Genomic DNA, 17,389 nt, shown 5'->3' with positions numbered 1-17,389 from the left:
GTAGCCTAGCCGGCGGCAACCACTCCTCCCTGTATTTTGGCTACCGTAAAAAACGCTTTGGTAGTTTAGGTTCCAAGAGGTTAAGTTTGTCAGTTTCCGTACATTTCAAAACATCCGATTGGCTGCTTGTATATCGGTTGAAGATATTGCATCTTTAACCTCACAGAATATTACGGTAAAGAAATTAAACCCATAAACCACCCTTGGTAACCCCATGATAGCCAAAAATCATCTAGTCCCAGCTCTTCCGCAAATGAGGGGATGGATCCTTTTCGTGTTGCTAACTGCTTTTTTGAGTGTTGGAGCCATTTCCTCGCTTCACAATCCTCAAACGGCCGACAACCCTGAAAAACCCCGCCGCGCCGAGCTCCTTTTCTTGGGCCATCCCAGCGAACACCATAATTCCCGATTGTACTCGCCTTGGCTTGCCACCGCGCTCTTTAATCAGGGTATCAACCTTACCTACACCGAAAAGGTGGAGGACCTAACACCGGAAAACCTGAACAAATACGATGCGCTGCTCATCTACGCCAATCACGAGGTGCTGCCCAAAGCACAGGAAGATGCGTTGAAAGGATTTTTGGCCGAAGGCAAAGGCCTGATCCCCCTGCATTCCGCCACCGGCTGCTTCAAAAACTCGGACTGGTATATCGAGACCATTGGTGGCCAGTTTGCCTCCCACGGAGAGGGTGAATTTGCTGCTACCATCGTAAACTCCTCCCATCCCGTGATGAAAGGGATCACCCCTTTTACGACCTGGGACGAAACCTACGTGCATCAGCGCATCAATCCGGATATGGAGCTACTCATGGTAAGGGAGGAAGATGGTAAAAAAGAACCGTATACTTGGGTTCGTAACGTAGGAAAAGGAAGAGTGTTCTACACTGCCTTTGGGCACGACGAACGCACCTGGAAGCAGCAAGGCTTTTTGGACCTCATGGCAAATGGCGTGAAATGGGCCATGGGCGAAGAAGTCATTGCGTTGGTAAAAGCCCTGAACATCCCACAGGTTTCCATTTACGATGAGCCGATATCGGATTTTACCAAGCGGTATGAAGTGCCGCGCATTCAGTCCGCACTTTCCGCAGAGGAATCCCAAAAGCTAATCCAAAAGCCGGTGGATTTTGAAATCAGCCTCTTCGCTTCTGAACCGGACATTCAAAACCCCATCGCCATGGCTTGGGACGAGCGGGGGCGACTATGGATCGTGGAATCCGTGGATTACCCCAATACCTTCAAAGAAACGGACGGGGCGGCAAACGACCGAATCAAAATCTGCGAGGACACCAATGGAGACGGGCGTGCCGATAAGTTCACGGTATTTGCCGAAGGCCTGAATATTCCCACCAGCATGGTATTTGCCAATGGCGGTGTGATCGTTTCCATGGCCCCTGATTTTGTTTTTCTGAAGGACACCGACGGGGACGACGTGGCCGACGTGCGCGAAGTGATAATGACCGGTTGGGGCAAAAACGATACCCATGCCGGACCTTCCAATCTCAAATATGGATTTGACAACAAGATCTGGGGGGTAACCGGTTATTCTGGTTTCAACGGTACAGTAAACGGTAAGCGGATGACTTTTCCTCAAGGAATCTATCGGCTCAATCCGGACGGCTCGGACTTTGAATACCTGGCCAGTTCCAGTAACAACACATGGGGACTGGGATTTACCGAAGACAACAACGTATTTATTTCTACCGCTAATAATACCCACGCGGCTTACTTCTCCGTTCCGGCCAAGCACATGCAGCGAACACTGCCTGGTCCAAAGGAGGGAGAGAAGCAGCCTCCTTTCCAGGTTCAACCTATCCAAAAAATTGACGGCCACTACGACGCCCATTCGATGACACCAAATTTGCGTCAGGTGGATGTAGTAGGAGGATTTACCTCCGCTGCAGGCATTAATTTCTATACGGCAAGAGATTATCCAAAGGAATACTGGAACCGTGTAGCCTTTGTAAATGAACCGACAATCAGGCTGACCCACAATGCAATCATCGAGCCGCTTGGTGCAGGTTTTCAGGAAAAAGATGGTTGGAACCTGCTGGCCAGTTCCGACGAGTGGTTTGGGCCGGTACATGCCGAAGTAGGCCCAGACGGTGCCGTATGGATTGCCGATTGGTACAATTTTATCATACAGCACAATGTATTTGTGGAGCGGCAGGCACCCTCCCGCATGGTGTTGCCCTTTGAGGATCAACCGCATGGGCAAGGCAATGCATTTCACAGTGAGCTAAGGGATACCAATCACGGGAGAATCTACCGAGTGGTCTACAAAGGTGCAGCGGACACCAAGCCGATGAGTCTTTCCAAGTCGGACACACAAGGATTGCTGGCCGCACTTTCCCATACCAATCTGTTTTGGAGAATGACCGCCCAGCGCTTGTTGGTCGAATCCAAGGATAAATCGGTGGCAGTAGATCTTATTCGCCTGGTCAATGATCGGAACGTGGACGAAATCGGGTTGAATGGCCCGGCCCTGCATGCTATCTGGACACTACATGGCCTTGGATTTCTTGACGGCAGTCATGCCGAGGCCTCAAAGGCGGTGACAGCTGCCCTAACGCACCCCGCCGCAGGAGTAAGAAAGGCAGCCATGGCGGCGTTGCCGCGTACCCAGGCTACGTTGAGTACGTTTGAAAGCGCCGGTGTATTCCGCGATTCGGATCTGAATGTCCGTATGCATGCATTTCTTGAGTTGGCCGAATTGCCGTCAACACCGTCCGTAGGTCGGCTGCTTCTACAGGCAGCCCAGGATGATACCCACGCCCAAGACGATTGGTTGGTACGTGCTCTGTTTGCGGCAGCTTCTGCACACGGAGCATCTTTTTCCGAAGCGGCACATGGGAAAGCTATTAGTGGATTGGCTGCCCGGCTTCTGGCCGGAGTGGAGGCGGAACGTTACGAACTTGGCAGAAGAAGCTATCTAAACCACTCACCTGCCGTATCGGGAAAAGAGATCCGAGTGGGTGCAACGGTATCGGGTCGAAGAGATGAAAAGATCTCAGGAGTTATCGTCGCTCACGGCGACGGGCAAAATGGCTATGCGCTTTATGTGCAGGACGATACCTTGGTATGGGAAATCTCCCAAGATGGCAAGCAAACCAAAGTCACCTCAGGTAGTAAGGTCCTTCCTTCCAGTTTTGTGGTGAATGCGACACTGGATGCCAAAGGAAGGGCGGCACTGTATATGGACAATCAGCTGCTTGGAGAATCAACCGGGTTACGCCTTTTCAGCCAAGACTTGCATCCGAGTGTTCGTTCCGGACGTGACTTAGGCGGACAGGATAATATCGGACCATACGAAAAGGATTTCCCATTTGAAGGTAATCTTCAGCAATTGACACTTGAATTAAATTAACGGATTTATGTATCTAATTTCAAGGAATGGCCTATTGGCATTAGTGATTTCTTCAATTTTCTTGGGTTGGACAGATCTGCTTAGCAAGCTTTCCAGCCCACCCACTTCGACGGCAGATGGGATCACGCTATGTGCTATTGATATGCCCGCTGTACCGATTCGTGCGGTGGGAATTGCAGGAAACAGGGATTCCCAGTCTGATCAGCATGATGCCACGACGATATGGATAGAGGTGATACCTGAACAGATGAAATTCGATGTAGATACCTTTGCAGTGAAAGCAGGCAAGAAGATAATCCTTGAACTCGATAATAGGGATGGGATGCAGCATAACCTTCTGATCCTGAAGCCTAATTCCCTGCAAAAGGTAGGAGAGGCTGCGGACGCCATGCTTCGAGATCCTAAGGCCTCGGAAAAGCATTATGTCCCCGAAATGCCCGAAGTGCTGTTTGCCACCGAAATGCTAGGACCAAACGATGTATATACCCTGAAATTTACCGCACCTACCCAGCCCGGTTATTATCCCTTTGTTTGTACCTTCCCAGGACACTGGCGAATGATGAATGGGGTGATGGTGGTAGAAAAACCTTAATTTTCCCAATAACGCTATGAAGATGAAGTTAAAACCCAATGAAATGGCCCCCCACTTCCGCCGGAGTCGTTTGCTGATTCCGGGACTTACGATTTTGCTGCTCCTTTGGGGAGCGTTGTTTGCCCAACTAAGGGCCGATCCACCTAAAAAGCCCATTAGGGTACTTATGGTGGGAGGGGGGGCATCTCACGATTTTGATACTTGGTACAAAGGAACCGACGTAAAGACGCTCTCCGAAAAGGGCTTTGCAGACGTGACGTATACCGATGATACAGATGCGGTTTTGGGGTATTTGGATAGGATTGATGTGCTCTACCTAACCAACAATCAGCCATTTAAAGATCCGAAGACGCGGGAGGCGATCATGAAATATGCCGATAGTGGCAAGGGGCTTGTGCTTGGACACGCAGCGCTATGGTACAACTGGGCAGATTGGCCGGAATATAATTTAAAGCTCGTAAGCGGGGGATCTCGGGGTCACGACAAATACGGTCCGTTTGAGGTAACTGCGGTCAACAGAAAGCATCCCGTTATGAAAGGGGTGCCTGCGAAGTTTACACTGAAGGACGAGCTTTATTATCACAAAGTGGATCCCAACGGAGCAGGGATAGAGATACTGGCCACAGCCAAGAATGAAAAGCCTGAGGAATACCCCTCAGTTTTTGTGGTAAAGCACCCCAATGCCCGCATCGTAGGGATTGCACTTGGGCACGATGGGGAATCCCACGAACTGAAAGCCTATAAACAACTACTTAGAAATGCGATCCGTTGGGCAGCAAAGTAATTTTTAACCAAACCATAAACACAACTTATTTATCATGAGTGACAAAAAAATAACCGTCGTCATCGTAGGCATGGGTTTTGGCAAAGAGTTTATTCCGATATACCAAAGCCACCCCAATATCAAGGAAGTGGGTATTTGTACGCGTAATCAAGAAACGCTCGATGACCTTGCCACCCGCTTCAATTTGAACCGAGATCTGTGCTTCACTGATTTTGAGGATGTTCCCAAGCGCGATGATGTGGATGCGATACACGTTGTAACCCCCGTGCCGGAGCATGCTAAGATGACCTTGGCCTCACTCAATGCACACAAGCACACGGCTTGTACCATTCCCATGGCGATGACCGTGGAGGATTGCAAGGCCATTGTGGAGGCCAAGAAGCGTGTCAACAAGGTATATATGATGATGGAAACCGCCCTTTACACGCGGGAGTTTCTCTATGGCCTAAACTTGGCCGAAACGGGCAAGTTAGGGAAAATACAGTTTGTGCGCGGATCACATATACAGGATATGAGTATGGAAGGTTGGGCAGAATATTGGAAGGGTTTCCCGCCGATGCTGAACGGTACCCATGCGATATCTCCCCTGCTCAGGATCAATAATACCAAGGCAGAGACGGTGGTTTGCCACGGTTCCGGCCGTCTTTCTGAGGATTTGGCGAAGCGATACGGTTCTCCATTTGCGGTAGAAACAGCGACGTTTACGCTTAAGCATTCCGATGTGGTAGCAGAAGCTACCCGTTCTTTGTTCGATGTGGTGCGGCAGTATAGAGAGTCCTACGATGTGTACGGAACAAGGATGTCTTTTGAATGGGAGCAGCTGGCAGACGAACACCACGTGATATTCCCTGGAGGAGAAGACGCGGAACGCATTGAGGTGCCCGATACGGATGAACTGCTGATCGAACCGATCAAGCATTTTACCAAACGCGAAAAGATTGATGACCCCAACCACGTGTCCTTTTTACAGGGTGCAGGGCACGGAGGGTCGCATCCACACCTGGTACAGGAATTTGTGGCGGCGATCATTGAGGGAAGAGACTCCGCGGTGGATGCTGCCTTGGCGGCAAACTATACCTGCGCGGGAATCTGTGCCCATGAATCGGCTATGAATGGGGGTAAGCGCATCACCATTCCGGATTTTGAGGATTAATTGACCCTCAATTGGATTTAGTGTACGGGTATCGAATTTAGATACCCGTAATTTTTTCCGTTTTGCAGAAGGATTTACAGAGGCGATAACCTATTCCTCATATGATACAACTCAACATAAAGCGGTTTTCCGGCGCATTGCTTGTTATGTTTTTAGCGGTGAATTTTTCGGGTTTTGCACAATCCACCTTTTCCAACCCGATCAGGGATGGTGCGGACCCTTGGGTATTTCAAAAAGATGGCGAATACTATTATTGCGCCAGCCAAGGAGGTGGAATAGCCATCTCCAAGTCCAAAAAATTAACCGATCAGGGAGAAATGGTACAGGTATGGAAATCTCCCGAAACGGGATGGAACGCTGCCAATATCTGGGCTCCTGAAATACACCATATAGACGGACGCTGGTATATCTATTACACAGCAGGAAGTAAGCCGGGTGGCCCCTTTATTCATCAACGCTCCGGCGTATTGCGATCAGTAGGAAGCGATGCTTTTGGCCCTTACGAAGATCTCGGTATGCTGTATACCGGAGATACTATCAAGGACCCAAGCTCCGTAGTTTGGGCTATTGACCTCACCCCATGGCAACACAAAGGTAGGATGTACGCCATCTGGTCAGGCTGGGAAGAAAACCGGGATACGGATAAGACTGAACAACATCTTTATATAGCTGAGATGAGTAATCCGTATACGATCTCCAGTAACCGGGTCAAGATCACCTCTCCCATAGAGCCCTGGGAGGCGGGAGGGCCACTGAACCTGATAGAAGGGCCCCAAATGCTGGAGCGAAACGGTAAGACCTTTATCATTTATTCCACCCGGGAGTCTTGGCTGAAGGAATACAGACTGGGACAACTGACCCTACGCGATGGGGCCGACCCATTGGTGCCGGAAAGCTGGGTGAAAAGAGGGCCGGTATTTATCGGAAACGACCAAGTCCTTGGTGCCGGGCACTGTAGTTTTGCCAAGTCGCCGGATGGTACCGAAGATTGGATAGTATACCATTCCAAGAAAACGGAGCAGCCAGGCTGGGATCGGGATATCAGGCTTCAGTCATTTACCTGGCATATTGACGGATCCCCTGATTTTGGAACGCCTATTCCCGCTGGGGTGCAAATTCCGGTTCCCTCAGGGGAGTAACTGTGCGAGGGAGCCACCCGACGCAATTTGTACAGATCCAGAAAATGGCCCTTTCAATTCCGGGATCTGTGTATTCCCCTTCTTTTGTAGGAAGAATTGGAGAGTTATGCCTTCACTCGGCTGATTTTGGGTTTAATGCTGGTTTGATCAAGCGTTTTGAAGAAGAGGAACAGCGGGGCATGGCGGGGTATTTCAAGAGCCCCGTAGATCAGGCTTTTGAGTACAACAAATTCCAGTTTGACCTGCCGATCTTCCCATACCATGCGATCAAGTCATCATCGAGAATTCAGATCGTACAGCCTTCCATATCGATGGCGAGACGCAGGCGGCATTGGCTAGGGTAGAAGGACGCCTTGCGGAGCATCCGTATTCATTTTACTCTAATTTACCCGTAACGTAGTTGTTGTTACACCTTATAGTATTCTACCAGTCTACCGTCAAAGCTGGCTACCTTTTCTACCAGTTGTTGCCTTTTGGCTTCATCCATCATTCGAAAACTCCGGGCGAGTTCCACTTTTTCCATGAGCATCGCTGCGTGATCGGCACCGGTTACCAGTGTGCTGATCGGCATGGACCAAGAGAAATGAAGGGCTTCCTGGATGGATAGTACAGCAGGTACAATTTTCGGATTATCACCGTGGTTGAAATGGGTGGTGCCGCCAAAAAAGCCTCCATTGGCAAGGGTTTTCATGGCGACTGGAGCAATTTGTTTTTCGGAAAGAATTGGCAGGACGTTGGTGATAAAGCTCTTGTAATTGGGATCAAATGCGTTAATGGGCATTTGGCAGGCTTCCATCAGGTCGGTGCTTTCGAGGATGCGAATATGGGCCTTAAAATCGGAGTGGCCCGAGAAGCCAATGTGCCGGATTTTTCCTGCTTTTTTTGCTTCTATTAGTACATCCAACACCCCATTTTTCAACCGACTATCCACATCCGCAGGGCTGGTCACGGCATGGATATAATACAAGTCCAAATAGTCGGTATTCATACGTTTTAGGGTGCCTTCCAGGTGTGCTTTGGCTGTATTGGCGTCTCTAGCGGTCGTTTTACTTTGGATAAAGGCAATGTCCCGGTATTTGGGTGTCAAAAAGCGTCCGTATTTCCGCTCCCCTTCACCTCCTCCGTAAGACTCCGCATTGTCGAAAAAGCGAACGCCTTCTTCCAGTGCTTTCTCTATGGTTTTTTCCGCTTCGGCATCGCTCATCCGAGCGATGTGGGCACCGCCCAGCCCCAACATGGTGATGGATTTTCCGCTTCGTCCAAATTTCCGCAAAGGGAGCAATTCGCCGAGACGATCCACATTTCTGGAAGCTGGTGAATTGACCTCTGAACTGCCAAGGCCTGCTGAGGTGGCCGTTAGGGGGAGCATCATGCCGGCCGTTAGTCCAGCCAAAGATTTCAGAAAGTCCCTCCGTTTGTTTTTGTTGTCTCGATTTTCCATAAGGCACATTTTGTTAAATTTTCACGTGAATTCCACTCATGATATTGATTCCCTGCATGGGGAAGCCCCGTTCTACTTCGTAACTTGTATTGGTCAAGTTGTTGCCTGCTAGGTAAGCATGGATCTTTGGGGTGATGGCATAGCCTACGCGGAGGTTGATCAGGGCATAGCTTACCGTTTGGTGTCCCGGTTCGGGGCTTATGCTCATGTCTGCTAAGTATTGGATAGAAGGCATGAGGTTGAATTTTCCACTTCGTATCGTAGCCTGCGAGTTCATGTGGTGTTTGGGTGCGAAGAGAACGTTTTCGGATGCATCCAAAAAACAATAATTTAAGATCCATTCCAGTCCCTCGGAGGGCGTAAACCGTATCTGGGATTCCACTCCGCGGTTGGTAAAGCTACCAATATTCCTTCCTCTAGCCGGAGTTTCCATGGGGTTTACCACGATGAGGTTATCGCCCACTGCCAGGAAGATGTTGGCTTCGATAGCTAGTTTTTGGCCGATGAGTTCCTGCAAGACTCCGACTTCATGGTTCCACATTTCCTCTGGTCTCAGTGCCTCGTTTGAGGCGGGGAACAAAAAGAGGTCTACCACTGAGGGACTTCGAAAGGCTTTGGCTGAAGACGCTTTTAGGGTACTATTGGGACCGGCTTCCCACGAAAGACCAAATCCTGGGAGTGTAGCACTACCGAATTGTGAGTTTTCTACCTGACGGATTCCCGCATTCAGGTGTAGCTTTTCGCCAAAGGTTTGCTGAATGTGTGCATACACATCCGTTTCCTGCACCCAATGTTGCACACCCAATCCCACACGGGCAGGGGGAGGAAGTGTCTCGTTAAACGCAGTTCCTCCAAAGCGTTTGTAATCTAATCCCACTGTGATTACCTGGTCGGGCAAAAGGGTGATATTTTGGAAAAAGGTAATGCCTTGGTTTTGGTCTTTGGATTCAAAGCCACTGTCGAAGCGATGGTCTCCGAAATTGTGGTAAAGGAGTAGGGCACCGGATACGGGCCCATGGTTGGTTATTAAGGAAGTAGCGATTCTGCCTCTTAGAAATTCCCTGCGGTCATCCTGCTGAGGAGCGGTTACTGTGCCAGGTTGAAAATAGGTTGCGTCAGAAAGTTGGATTTCCGAAGACCATTGATAGGTTTGGGTGAAGTCGTATCCAGTCTTTAGGTAAAAGGCAGTGTTTTCAAAGCTGTCCTCGGCATCCTCGCGGAAACCAGCTGTTTGATTTCTGTTCAGAGAGGCTGTGCTGTGAAATTTTCCCGATCGAAATCCCGCATGTACGTTTGCCAACAGGGTGCCAAAGGAACCATAGGCCAGGTTACCGCTGCCCTGCCAGCCGGGTGTATGTGTTTTTCGGGTGATCAGGTTGATGGCGCCCCCCATGGCATTGGACCCATAGAGGAGGGATGCGGCTCCACGCTGCACCTCTACCCGTTCGATATCGGAAGTGGTGTAGGCATCTCCGATGGGGTGGGCAAAGATCCCCATGTATTGTGGTTGACCGTCAATCAGTACCAATACCCGGTTGTTGGGAGAGCCACTGATGCCCCGGATGCTGATATTGCCTCCAGAGTTTGGACCAACGCCAAATCCCGTGGTTCCCCGGTCATTTAAGAAAAATCCAGGCACTCGGTGCACCAGAACCGGGAGGATATTTATTTCGCCGGATTGCTCCAAGGTGGCTCGGTCTATCACTGTGATGGCGGCTGCAACCTTTCTTTTGGGCATCTCCATCCGGGTTCCGGTGACTACCACCGGATCTAAGTCTACCTGTAAGCTGTCTCTTTCCTGTGCACAGACCCATCCCGAAAGGAGGTATACTATGCCAAGCAGTAGCGCGTTAACCTTCATGCTGCGGGGTGTTTATTGGAGGATGCCAGGGCCATGTCACACAGGTGTTCAAGTGAGGTAGAAGCACGTGGTCTGCCTTTCCCTTCAGCACCAAAGTGATGACCTTATAATAATCCGGTAGTGCCGCTTTCACCTTACCAAGGGTCTTACCACTCACACTGACATCATCCACCAATAAAATGGTTGAAGAAGGTGATATAACAGGGAGCTGCAGGGCCGAAAGGAATTCCGGTGCTTGGCGATGGGGTTGATTGAGCTCGTTTCGGTAATTTACCTGTACCGACCGAAAAGGTAGCCCCAGCTGATGGGCTATCAGGATAGCGGGAAAAGTACCGCCACTCGCAATGCCCAAGATCAGGTCAGCCTGTGGAAAGGGATAGGACCGAATTGCCTCGCTGACAGTGGACAAATCCACCAAGGGCTTCAAGGCAGTTGTTCCTTTGGCTATGGATTCCGGAACGGGATGGTTCATTTTTGTATTGGAGCGAATCTCACCAGCAATAAGTTAAGCAAGAGAAGGATGAGGATTCCGGGGGCTCCATTTTGGAGTGAGTTTGTAAAAAACTCCCAAGGTGATGCGGGAAGGATCGGCCATAGGATGAGCAGGGTGGAGGAAATCACTTTAGCTCCTACATAGCTTAAGGGACCTGCCGCCCAACGTACCGGAGTGGTCATCCAAAGAGCCGCCATTCCGGTGAACAACAAAACCTCTATGGTGAGCATGCCCATGATGCCGGATTGGGGGCTACCGGTAAGGAAAAAATTCACCAGCGGAGCCAGTATGGTAATGAAAATGGCCGTTTTCCAACCGCTCAGCCAAAGGGCGATTAGCGGTATATAAAACACGGGCAATAAATAAGCTCCGATCGGTATACCTTGGTAAGGGGGAATAAGGTGAACGAGAATCGGGAAAATGACGGCGGCCACGAGCCATGCTGCGCTTGTTTTTACCGTGCTGATCTTTTGGGAGCGGGTCAGAGATGCTTGCATGTGATTTCAGGTTTTGTAAGAACTTGAAGGTACGCAAATTAAGGCGGATTTTCAACCTTTTTGCCCCGAGGCACTTTCTTTACCTGGTGAGTGGCCAATGAGCGGCTACGTGTCTTGTATGGTTTTGGCCGTCTGATCTCCTTCTGATGGGTAGTATGTGGGTAAACGCTTAAAAGAGGCGTAGTTAGGCCTTGCTAGGGAAGAGGTGGTTCCCAAATGCTGGCGCCAATATAGCGCTCGGGGCCGCTTGTTAGATCGTTAAAGTAATAGAGAATGACCAGTTTGCCATCCGGCCTTTGTACGACCCTTGGGTAGCCCATGTCTCGGTTGGCGCCATCCGATCGGATCACGTAATCGGAAGACCAGCTTTTCCCGCCATCGTTACTAAGGCGGGCCATGATGGAGTAAGGTTCAGCTCGGTATCCATAAATCAGGCATAGTCTGCCATCCTGTAGCTTCACCAAGGCAGGGGGATTTCCGATCCCGCAATCTTCGACGGGGTCCGCCTCTTGGTGCCAGGTTTTTCCTTTATCCAGAGACCGAAAGGCACCGATAAAGCGCCTGTCTCCTTCCCTACGTCTCACAGCTACGTAAAGTTCCGTGTCACTTAGTTTCGCGCTGGCAGGCATGATAGCAAAGCCTTCGGGTTCATCCCCCAGGTAGGATAGTAAGCGCCAACTCAGACCTCCATCCTCGGTGTGAAGAGTCACCGGGCGGCCTTCTCTACCATCTTCTTTGGCAGCGGTTACAAACAGCAGGGCTTCCCGGTTGCCGTATACCTGATAGTCTGTTCGTGCGGCGATACCCGGAGTCCCAACATTCGGCAGCAAGTGCGGCCCTCTCCAATTTTGTCCGCGGTCATAGGAATACCAAAACCGGGACTGACCGGCGTGGATATTGTCGGTTCGCACGGTAAATGCCAAATCCGGGTGCAGGAAATCAATGGGTTCCAGGAAATCGATAGGTTCTTCTGGAGCAACGTCTGTGCGGAGTTGTCCATGAAACACTCCATTGTTTGGCAGCAAAAGACTGCCCTTTTTACCGGGATCTTCGATCGTCCAGGTGATTCCTCCGTTCTTACTTCTGGCGAGAAGGTGCCGTTCTGTCTTGTTTCTTGCCAGGTGATGGCGCTCTTCGCCGAGGTCTTCGTAATCTCCCTGCGCAAAACCCACTAGGATTTCGTTTTCCCAAATCCATACTCCCCAATTGGCCGGCCATCCACCGAATTTGCCTTGTTCATGATAGACTTTTACATGGATTGGATGGGGCTGGGCATACAAGCCCACGCTGGTGATCGCAAGGGTTAGGAGGAGCAGAATGGATTTCATGGACTTGGATTGAACTATTTTAGGATATACGGTATTTTTGGGAAATGGACTAGAAATAGGGTGTTTTTATCCAAGTTCGCCGGGGAGGGTTTGAATTCCAATGGTGACAAAAGAAGTGTTAGAAAATAATCAACTAAAAAACGATTCCGTGAATTTATGAATGATTGGGCTTTGCGCTGGGAGTGGTTGAAAGGGGAGTGTAAATATTTTTCTGTTAGCAGAAAAAAATAGCAACTTACTAGCACTTATTTTACCCTGTTTTTGTTTTTTCACCGGTACCATTAAAAAGAGGATTTTATCTTATTAGGTCTTTTGAAAACGTCTGATTTTACCAAGCGCTTGAGGCCGTATATATGCCTCCTATTGTTTTTTTTGACAGTAGTCAGGGGAGGTATAGACGCTTTCGGTCCGACGGATTCTGTGGTCGGCTCAGCGCATGATGCTGATAGCATTTCCCTCTCAGGTACCGCTGTTTCAGGATGGGTAGAAATGCCTGCTATCCTTGGTTCAGAGTTAGCGGGTAAAGTGTCCGTGGGTCAGTTTTTGGGATGGGGCGTACCACTACTTCCCAATATTGTCTTTTCACAGGTATATCTGCGAACTTCGATTGCGCACGTGCTAGCGCGGTGCTTATCGGTGTATCCGTCTTTTGACATACGCGAATTGAAGTTTCCCACCCATTATTTTTGGTAGGGTTTAACCTGTCCAGTTGGACACTTCGCGGCTAGGTGCTGCGTCTCCCTAAATCAGTAATTTTTATTTACCTGTACAGATTGGCTAGTAGAGTAAATCTGTGATAAAAACACGCTACAATCATGTTTGCTATAGATTATATGTCATTGGCGGTGGCCACCTCGCTCATCGCACTATTTGTTGTCCCTCTTTACTTGCACATACGCAAAACCAATCGTGCCAAGGCAAGGGCTATTAAGCGTTTGGAAGGTTTTGCTGCTTCTCAGGGATTGGTGTTTTCAGACACGGAAATTTGGAGAAACCGCTATTTCCTTGGCTTGGATAGGAGTAAGAATATCTTGATATATACAAATAATTTGAAAGAAAGTGCGCCAATTTGTATTGAATTAGGGTCTATCCTCCGGGTCAGTATGATAGAGCGTTACCATGAAGTCGTCACCAAAGTGGAAAAGCGAAAGGTTTTTGATTCCATTGAGCTTCATTTGATTACACAAGATGGACGGGTTGCATATCGGCTGGAAGTGTATGATGGCAACAGGTATTCCGATTTGGATGGGGAGGCTGTATTGGGAAGGAAGTGGGAGCAACTATTGCAGCAGCTACATAAATCACCAAATCCATCCGGGAATTAATGGCGTAGGATACAAACTGGCATTAGGAGTCTATCTAATGACTAGAAAAAAGAAGTAAGTTTTGGTGCTTTTCTCGTTAGTTAAAGTGCGTGAATGCCCTTTGTACCCCGTTTATGTAGAATTTTCTGTTGAACCAGTTTTGCACTAGTAGGCATTGGTTGTCCTCCACATGTTCAAATCTGCTTTCAGTGACTACCATGAAGTCTTTTTCGTCATGTTTGTCCCGTTGGATCATGATTTGATACATAGTAGTGGTTGTCTCTCTGTTATTTATGAAGAATTTTTGTTCTTCATAGTTTTCGTTCATCGTTTTACTGAACATAAATCGGTCGATTTTCAGGTAAGTCTTCATAGGATATTACTTGTTTTTCACTGGATGTAACTTGTTTCGAGTAGGGGCACAGCTAGTCCTTAGATTATCTAGGTGCTACCCTCTGCAGTTAAGGTGCCTTTCACCGGTCTGCCGTCGTTCAGGTAGCTGATAGTTGTTCTCCTTCGTTGCGTATACGCAATGCTCGAATGTACTAACTTGATAATTTAACGTTATAAAGGTCGCTATTTTTACGTTTTTAAAATTTTAAAATAATCAGTATTTTTTATATAAATCCCATTTTAAGGGGGTTTATTAGCAGCCTGTGATTTATGTAATTAATAAGTTGGTTAGCGTAAAATATTTTAGTGAAAAATGCCGAAATTGCAGTGAATCAATATGATATAACTATGAAATTACACAGAGTCATCGCGTTGACTTTTCTGCTTTTGGTTTCTCAAAATGCTTGGTCGAGTCAAGCTGGAGTGGGTTTGCAGAATTCCTTAAGTTTGGAAATTATGAGTGACATTGTACCTAAAGAGGACAGTTTAACGAAAATTGCGTCGGAAAAGCTTGATTTTGACATAGAAAAGAGAGTCGAAGAGCACAAGGAGCAAAAAAAAGAGAGGCGAAGGGGAAATGGTGCTATTTGGGCGGTGGGCGTTTTGTTGATCGTTATTGCGTTGATTTTGGTAATTTGAGAAGAAGTAGTTTGTTTATTTTATGAAATCATGAATATTTGATTAAATGCAAGATATATATTTAGGAAGTATCGGTTGTTTTGAAATGAATTACGTACATATAGTAAAAGGCTACTGAGCGGTGAAAGTGTACATCAAATATATGGTCAGCTTGAGGTGTAAAATGGTAGTAAAGGCCGAACTTGAAAAACTTGGCCTAAAATATGATTCACTTCAACTAGGTGTTGTCGATATTCTTGGTGAAGTGACGCCCGTTCAGTTGGAAGAGTTTTCGAAAGGCCTTAAGCTATCCGGGTTGTTGGTAATGGAAGATCATAAAAGCATTCTGATAGAGCGCATCAAAAATGTTATCATTGAAATGATTCATTATGACGATGAGTTGCCGAAGGTGAACTATTCCGATTACATCAGTGAGAAGCTGGGCTATGATTACACCTACCTTGCCAATTTATTTTCCGAAGTGAAGGGGACTACGATCCAGAAGTTTATCATCAAACATAAAATAGAACGGGTGAAGGAATTAATTTTGTATAATGAATTGAGCCTTTCGGAGATTTCTTACAAGCTGCATTACAGTAGTGCTGCCCATATGTCAAATCAGTTTAAAAAGGAGACAGGCTTAACCCCGTCTTTTTTCAGGAAGGTTAAAAAGCGCAGGGAGGAGAACCTGGAAAAGCTATAGCGTTGACTTTTCTCCTAGAAAAGTAGTTTGAGGGATTGGTTTCTTTTATTTTATACGGTAGTGCAAGCTGCCATAGATTGTCTAGCTTTGTTAGCTCGAATTACTTTGAGCTTAATTGTACGTATTAGGAACGGAGGAAATTGAAATGGAAAAATCCAAGGTAATGGTAATGGTTGACATGTTGGAGTATATTCCCGACACAATCGAAAGTATGGCCATCATTCGTAAGGCTACCGGGGAGGTGACGGCATCTTCCTTTGATACCGGCAAGTCTTGGCTGGAACAGCGCTCCGCCTTTGATGTGTTTGTGCAGGTAATTGACGGGGAAGCGGTAATCCTGATTAATAATGTAGCAAAGGTGCTGCTTGCAGGAGAGTCCATCATTATCCCTGCCCATGCAAGTTGTAGTTTTAAGGCTAAGGAGCGGTTTAAAATGATATCCACAGTAATCAAAAGTGGGTATGACGAAGTAGGTTTAGGAGAATAAGATCAGAAAAGTAATATATGAGAAGTAATTTGAAATTTAGAAAATCCGATAACGTACGGTTTTTCGATACGGTTAAAACTAGGATCAATGAGCATTTTGAAAGTAGGAATATTTCAAAGAAAGCTAACTGGACAATGGTAAGCAAGACCTTGTTGTTTCTGAGTTTAACGGTAATTTTTTATGTTAGTCTGCTGTTTGGAGGTTTTCCTCTCTATGTAAATTTTCTGCTGGCGGCGGGACTTGGAAGCAGCATGGCATTCATTGGTTTCAATGTATGCCACGATGCGCTTCATGGAGCCTACTCCAGCAAGCCCTGGAAGAATCACCTGCTTGGATGGTTGTTCAATATTATCGGCGCAAATGCCTATATCTGGAAAATTACCCATAACCAGATACACCATACATATACCAATATCGTGGGTCATGATGCGGATTTGGAAGTGGCTCCAGGGATGATCCGCATACATGCGGAGGAAGAGCTCAAGCCTGTGCACAAGTATCAGCACATCTATGCGTTTTTCCTTTACTCGTTATCGTCACTTTCTTGGTTTTACAGAAAGGATTATATCAAGTTTTTTGGCAGGACCATAGGTAGAGGTGGGCATTCTCACCCAAAGAGTGAGGTGTACAAGCTGTTTCTCTACAAGGGCTTGTATTATGTGTTGTTTTTGGTGTTGCCGTTTTTGGTGATGGATCATGCCTGGTGGCAAATTTTGTTGGTCCTGTTGGTAATGAATCTGGTAGAGGGAACCGTGATGGGTAATGTCTTTCAGTTAGCCCATTTGGTAGAACTGACAAGCATGCCTAATCCCCATGAGGAAGCTACGATGGAGGATTCGTGGGCTGTTCACCAGATGAAAACTACGGCGAACTTCGCCCGTGAAAGCAAATTGGTGTGCTACCTGGTAGGGGGATTGAATTTTCAGATTGAGCATCACCTGTTTCCGAATGTTTGCCACGTGCACTACCCGGAGATTTCGAAGATTGTCCAGGCTACCGCCAAAGAGTTTGGCTTGCCTTATCACGAAAGTCCCACGTTTTTTTCTGCATTCGGCTCGCATGTCCGGTTTTTAAAGCAGATGGGGCGACCCGTATCGTCGGGTGAAATCAAATAGACTGCCCGGCAATTGCCGTTACTGACCATGGGGAATACCTTCTGACCCGCGCAATTAATTTTTTGCGCGGGTTTTTAACTTCTCATTTAAAATGTGATTTTGACATTTGATTTAATA

At 47.7% G+C, this 17,389-nt stretch carries 18 protein-coding genes; 12 read left to right on the top strand and 6 right to left on the bottom strand.

Going from position 1 to position 17,389, the window contains the following annotated elements:
- Positions 1 to 253: 253 nt before the first annotated feature.
- The 6 genes from JJU34_RS12165 to JJU34_RS12140 all read left to right on the top strand — a co-directional run bounded on the left by JJU34_RS12165 (position 254) and on the right by JJU34_RS12140 (position 7,376).
- Positions 254 to 3,364, top strand: a complete 3,111-nt coding sequence (locus JJU34_RS12165) for a PVC-type heme-binding CxxCH protein (protein ID WP_228692648.1) — start codon at positions 254 to 256, stop codon at positions 3,362 to 3,364.
- Positions 3,365 to 3,371: 7 nt separating this feature from the next.
- Complete coding sequence (locus JJU34_RS12160; protein ID WP_228692647.1) at positions 3,372 to 3,956, top strand: plastocyanin/azurin family copper-binding protein; 585 nt, start codon at positions 3,372 to 3,374, stop codon at positions 3,954 to 3,956.
- Positions 3,957 to 3,972: 16 nt separating this feature from the next.
- Positions 3,973 to 4,740, top strand: coding sequence for a ThuA domain-containing protein (locus tag JJU34_RS12155; protein ID WP_228692646.1), 768 nt, complete (start codon positions 3,973 to 3,975; stop codon positions 4,738 to 4,740).
- 34 nt (positions 4,741 to 4,774) lie between these two features.
- Positions 4,775 to 5,893, top strand: a complete 1,119-nt coding sequence (locus tag JJU34_RS12150) for a Gfo/Idh/MocA family oxidoreductase (protein ID WP_228692645.1) — start codon at positions 4,775 to 4,777, stop codon at positions 5,891 to 5,893.
- A 101-nt stretch (positions 5,894 to 5,994) separates the two neighbouring features.
- On the top strand, positions 5,995 to 7,032 hold the full coding sequence (locus tag JJU34_RS12145) for a glycoside hydrolase family 43 protein (RefSeq protein WP_228692644.1): 1,038 nt from the start codon (positions 5,995 to 5,997) through the stop codon (positions 7,030 to 7,032).
- Positions 7,033 to 7,076: 44 nt separating this feature from the next.
- Positions 7,077 to 7,376 (top strand): hypothetical protein, encoded by a 300-nt coding sequence (locus JJU34_RS12140; RefSeq protein WP_228692643.1) that lies wholly within the window; start codon positions 7,077 to 7,079, stop codon positions 7,374 to 7,376.
- Positions 7,377 to 7,438: 62 nt separating this feature from the next.
- Here the strand turns inward: JJU34_RS12140 and JJU34_RS12135 are convergent, their stop codons facing one another.
- From JJU34_RS12135 to JJU34_RS12115, 5 genes are all read right to left on the bottom strand, one after another.
- Positions 7,439 to 8,473 carry an aldo/keto reductase gene (locus tag JJU34_RS12135; RefSeq protein WP_228692642.1) on the bottom strand — a complete coding sequence of 345 codons (1,035 nt, stop codon included), beginning with the start codon at positions 8,471 to 8,473 and terminating at the stop codon, positions 7,439 to 7,441.
- 13 nt (positions 8,474 to 8,486) lie between these two features.
- Entirely contained in the window at positions 8,487 to 10,334 is a 1,848-nt protein-coding gene (locus tag JJU34_RS12130) for a TonB-dependent receptor (protein WP_228692641.1), read from the bottom strand.
- The gene (locus JJU34_RS12125; protein WP_228692640.1) at positions 10,324 to 10,806 is read right to left on the bottom strand and encodes a phosphoribosyltransferase; all 483 of its coding nucleotides are present in this window, start codon (positions 10,804 to 10,806) and stop codon (positions 10,324 to 10,326) included. The genes JJU34_RS12130 and JJU34_RS12125 overlap by 11 nt, the downstream gene beginning before the upstream one ends.
- Positions 10,803 to 11,324, bottom strand: coding sequence for a hypothetical protein (locus tag JJU34_RS12120; protein WP_228692639.1), 522 nt, complete (start codon positions 11,322 to 11,324; stop codon positions 10,803 to 10,805). The genes JJU34_RS12125 and JJU34_RS12120 overlap by 4 nt, the downstream gene beginning before the upstream one ends.
- Positions 11,325 to 11,518: 194 nt before the next feature.
- Positions 11,519 to 12,652 carry a sialidase family protein gene (locus JJU34_RS12115; RefSeq protein ID WP_228692638.1) on the bottom strand — a complete coding sequence of 378 codons (1,134 nt, stop codon included), beginning with the start codon at positions 12,650 to 12,652 and terminating at the stop codon, positions 11,519 to 11,521.
- Positions 12,653 to 13,024: 372 nt separating this feature from the next.
- Here JJU34_RS12115 and JJU34_RS12110 point away from each other — a divergent pair, with 372 nt between their 5' ends.
- Both JJU34_RS12110 and JJU34_RS12105 read left to right on the top strand, forming a co-directional pair.
- Positions 13,025 to 13,345 (top strand): hypothetical protein, encoded by a 321-nt coding sequence (locus JJU34_RS12110; protein ID WP_228692637.1) that lies wholly within the window; start codon positions 13,025 to 13,027, stop codon positions 13,343 to 13,345.
- Positions 13,346 to 13,467: 122 nt separating this feature from the next.
- Entirely contained in the window at positions 13,468 to 13,977 is a 510-nt protein-coding gene (locus JJU34_RS12105; RefSeq protein WP_228692636.1) for a hypothetical protein, read from the top strand.
- Positions 13,978 to 14,053: 76 nt separating this feature from the next.
- Here JJU34_RS12105 and JJU34_RS12100 read toward each other — a convergent pair whose 3' ends face one another.
- On the bottom strand, positions 14,054 to 14,329 hold the full coding sequence (locus JJU34_RS12100; RefSeq protein ID WP_228692635.1) for a hypothetical protein: 276 nt from the start codon (positions 14,327 to 14,329) through the stop codon (positions 14,054 to 14,056).
- A gap of 368 nt (positions 14,330 to 14,697) precedes the next feature.
- On the opposite strand from JJU34_RS12100, the gene JJU34_RS12095 reads away from it, so the two are divergent.
- From JJU34_RS12095 to JJU34_RS12080, 4 genes are all read left to right on the top strand, one after another.
- Positions 14,698 to 14,988, top strand: coding sequence for a hypothetical protein (locus JJU34_RS12095; protein ID WP_228692634.1), 291 nt, complete (start codon positions 14,698 to 14,700; stop codon positions 14,986 to 14,988).
- 163 nt (positions 14,989 to 15,151) lie between these two features.
- Positions 15,152 to 15,670 carry an AraC family transcriptional regulator gene (locus tag JJU34_RS12090; RefSeq protein ID WP_228692633.1) on the top strand — a complete coding sequence of 173 codons (519 nt, stop codon included), beginning with the start codon at positions 15,152 to 15,154 and terminating at the stop codon, positions 15,668 to 15,670.
- Between the two features lie 145 nt (positions 15,671 to 15,815).
- On the top strand, positions 15,816 to 16,157 hold the full coding sequence (locus JJU34_RS12085; RefSeq protein WP_228692632.1) for a cupin domain-containing protein: 342 nt from the start codon (positions 15,816 to 15,818) through the stop codon (positions 16,155 to 16,157).
- Between the two features lie 134 nt (positions 16,158 to 16,291).
- Complete coding sequence (locus JJU34_RS12080) at positions 16,292 to 17,272, top strand: acyl-CoA desaturase (RefSeq protein ID WP_366512701.1); 981 nt, start codon at positions 16,292 to 16,294, stop codon at positions 17,270 to 17,272.
- Positions 17,273 to 17,389 lie beyond the last annotated feature (117 nt).

The sequence above is a fragment of the Lunatimonas sp. genome (assembly GCF_020832325.1).
Taxonomy (GTDB): domain Bacteria; phylum Bacteroidota; class Bacteroidia; order Cytophagales; family Cyclobacteriaceae; genus Lunatimonas.
The sequence above is the reverse complement of the archived record's forward strand: the minus strand, read 5'-3'. Positions and strand labels throughout refer to the sequence as shown.

What these genes read in the sequence shown, in the direction of transcription:
- JJU34_RS12165 (WP_228692648.1), top strand. Translation starts at nt 254, where the DNA reads ATGAGGGGATGGATCCTTTTCGTGTTGCTAACTGCTTTTTTGAGTGTT.
- JJU34_RS12160 (WP_228692647.1), top strand. Translation starts at nt 3,372, where the DNA reads ATGTATCTAATTTCAAGGAATGGCCTATTGGCATTAGTGATTTCTTCA.
- JJU34_RS12155 (WP_228692646.1), top strand. Translation starts at nt 3,973, where the DNA reads ATGAAGATGAAGTTAAAACCCAATGAAATGGCCCCCCACTTCCGCCGG.
- JJU34_RS12150 (WP_228692645.1), top strand. Translation starts at nt 4,775, where the DNA reads ATGAGTGACAAAAAAATAACCGTCGTCATCGTAGGCATGGGTTTTGGC.
- JJU34_RS12145 (WP_228692644.1), top strand. Translation starts at nt 5,995, where the DNA reads ATGATACAACTCAACATAAAGCGGTTTTCCGGCGCATTGCTTGTTATG.
- JJU34_RS12140 (WP_228692643.1), top strand. Translation starts at nt 7,077, where the DNA reads ATGGCCCTTTCAATTCCGGGATCTGTGTATTCCCCTTCTTTTGTAGGA.
- JJU34_RS12135 (WP_228692642.1), bottom strand. Translation starts at nt 8,473, where the DNA reads ATGGAAAATCGAGACAACAAAAACAAACGGAGGGACTTTCTGAAATCT.
- JJU34_RS12130 (WP_228692641.1), bottom strand. Translation starts at nt 10,334, where the DNA reads ATGAAGGTTAACGCGCTACTGCTTGGCATAGTATACCTCCTTTCGGGA.
- JJU34_RS12125 (WP_228692640.1), bottom strand. Translation starts at nt 10,806, where the DNA reads ATGAACCATCCCGTTCCGGAATCCATAGCCAAAGGAACAACTGCCTTG.
- JJU34_RS12120 (WP_228692639.1), bottom strand. Translation starts at nt 11,324, where the DNA reads ATGCAAGCATCTCTGACCCGCTCCCAAAAGATCAGCACGGTAAAAACA.
- JJU34_RS12115 (WP_228692638.1), bottom strand. Translation starts at nt 12,652, where the DNA reads ATGAAATCCATTCTGCTCCTCCTAACCCTTGCGATCACCAGCGTGGGC.
- JJU34_RS12105 (WP_228692636.1), top strand. Translation starts at nt 13,468, where the DNA reads ATGTTTGCTATAGATTATATGTCATTGGCGGTGGCCACCTCGCTCATC.
- JJU34_RS12100 (WP_228692635.1), bottom strand. Translation starts at nt 14,329, where the DNA reads ATGAAGACTTACCTGAAAATCGACCGATTTATGTTCAGTAAAACGATG.
- JJU34_RS12095 (WP_228692634.1), top strand. Translation starts at nt 14,698, where the DNA reads ATGAAATTACACAGAGTCATCGCGTTGACTTTTCTGCTTTTGGTTTCT.
- JJU34_RS12090 (WP_228692633.1), top strand. Translation starts at nt 15,152, where the DNA reads ATGGTAGTAAAGGCCGAACTTGAAAAACTTGGCCTAAAATATGATTCA.
- JJU34_RS12085 (WP_228692632.1), top strand. Translation starts at nt 15,816, where the DNA reads ATGGAAAAATCCAAGGTAATGGTAATGGTTGACATGTTGGAGTATATT.
- JJU34_RS12080 (WP_366512701.1), top strand. Translation starts at nt 16,292, where the DNA reads ATGGTAAGCAAGACCTTGTTGTTTCTGAGTTTAACGGTAATTTTTTAT.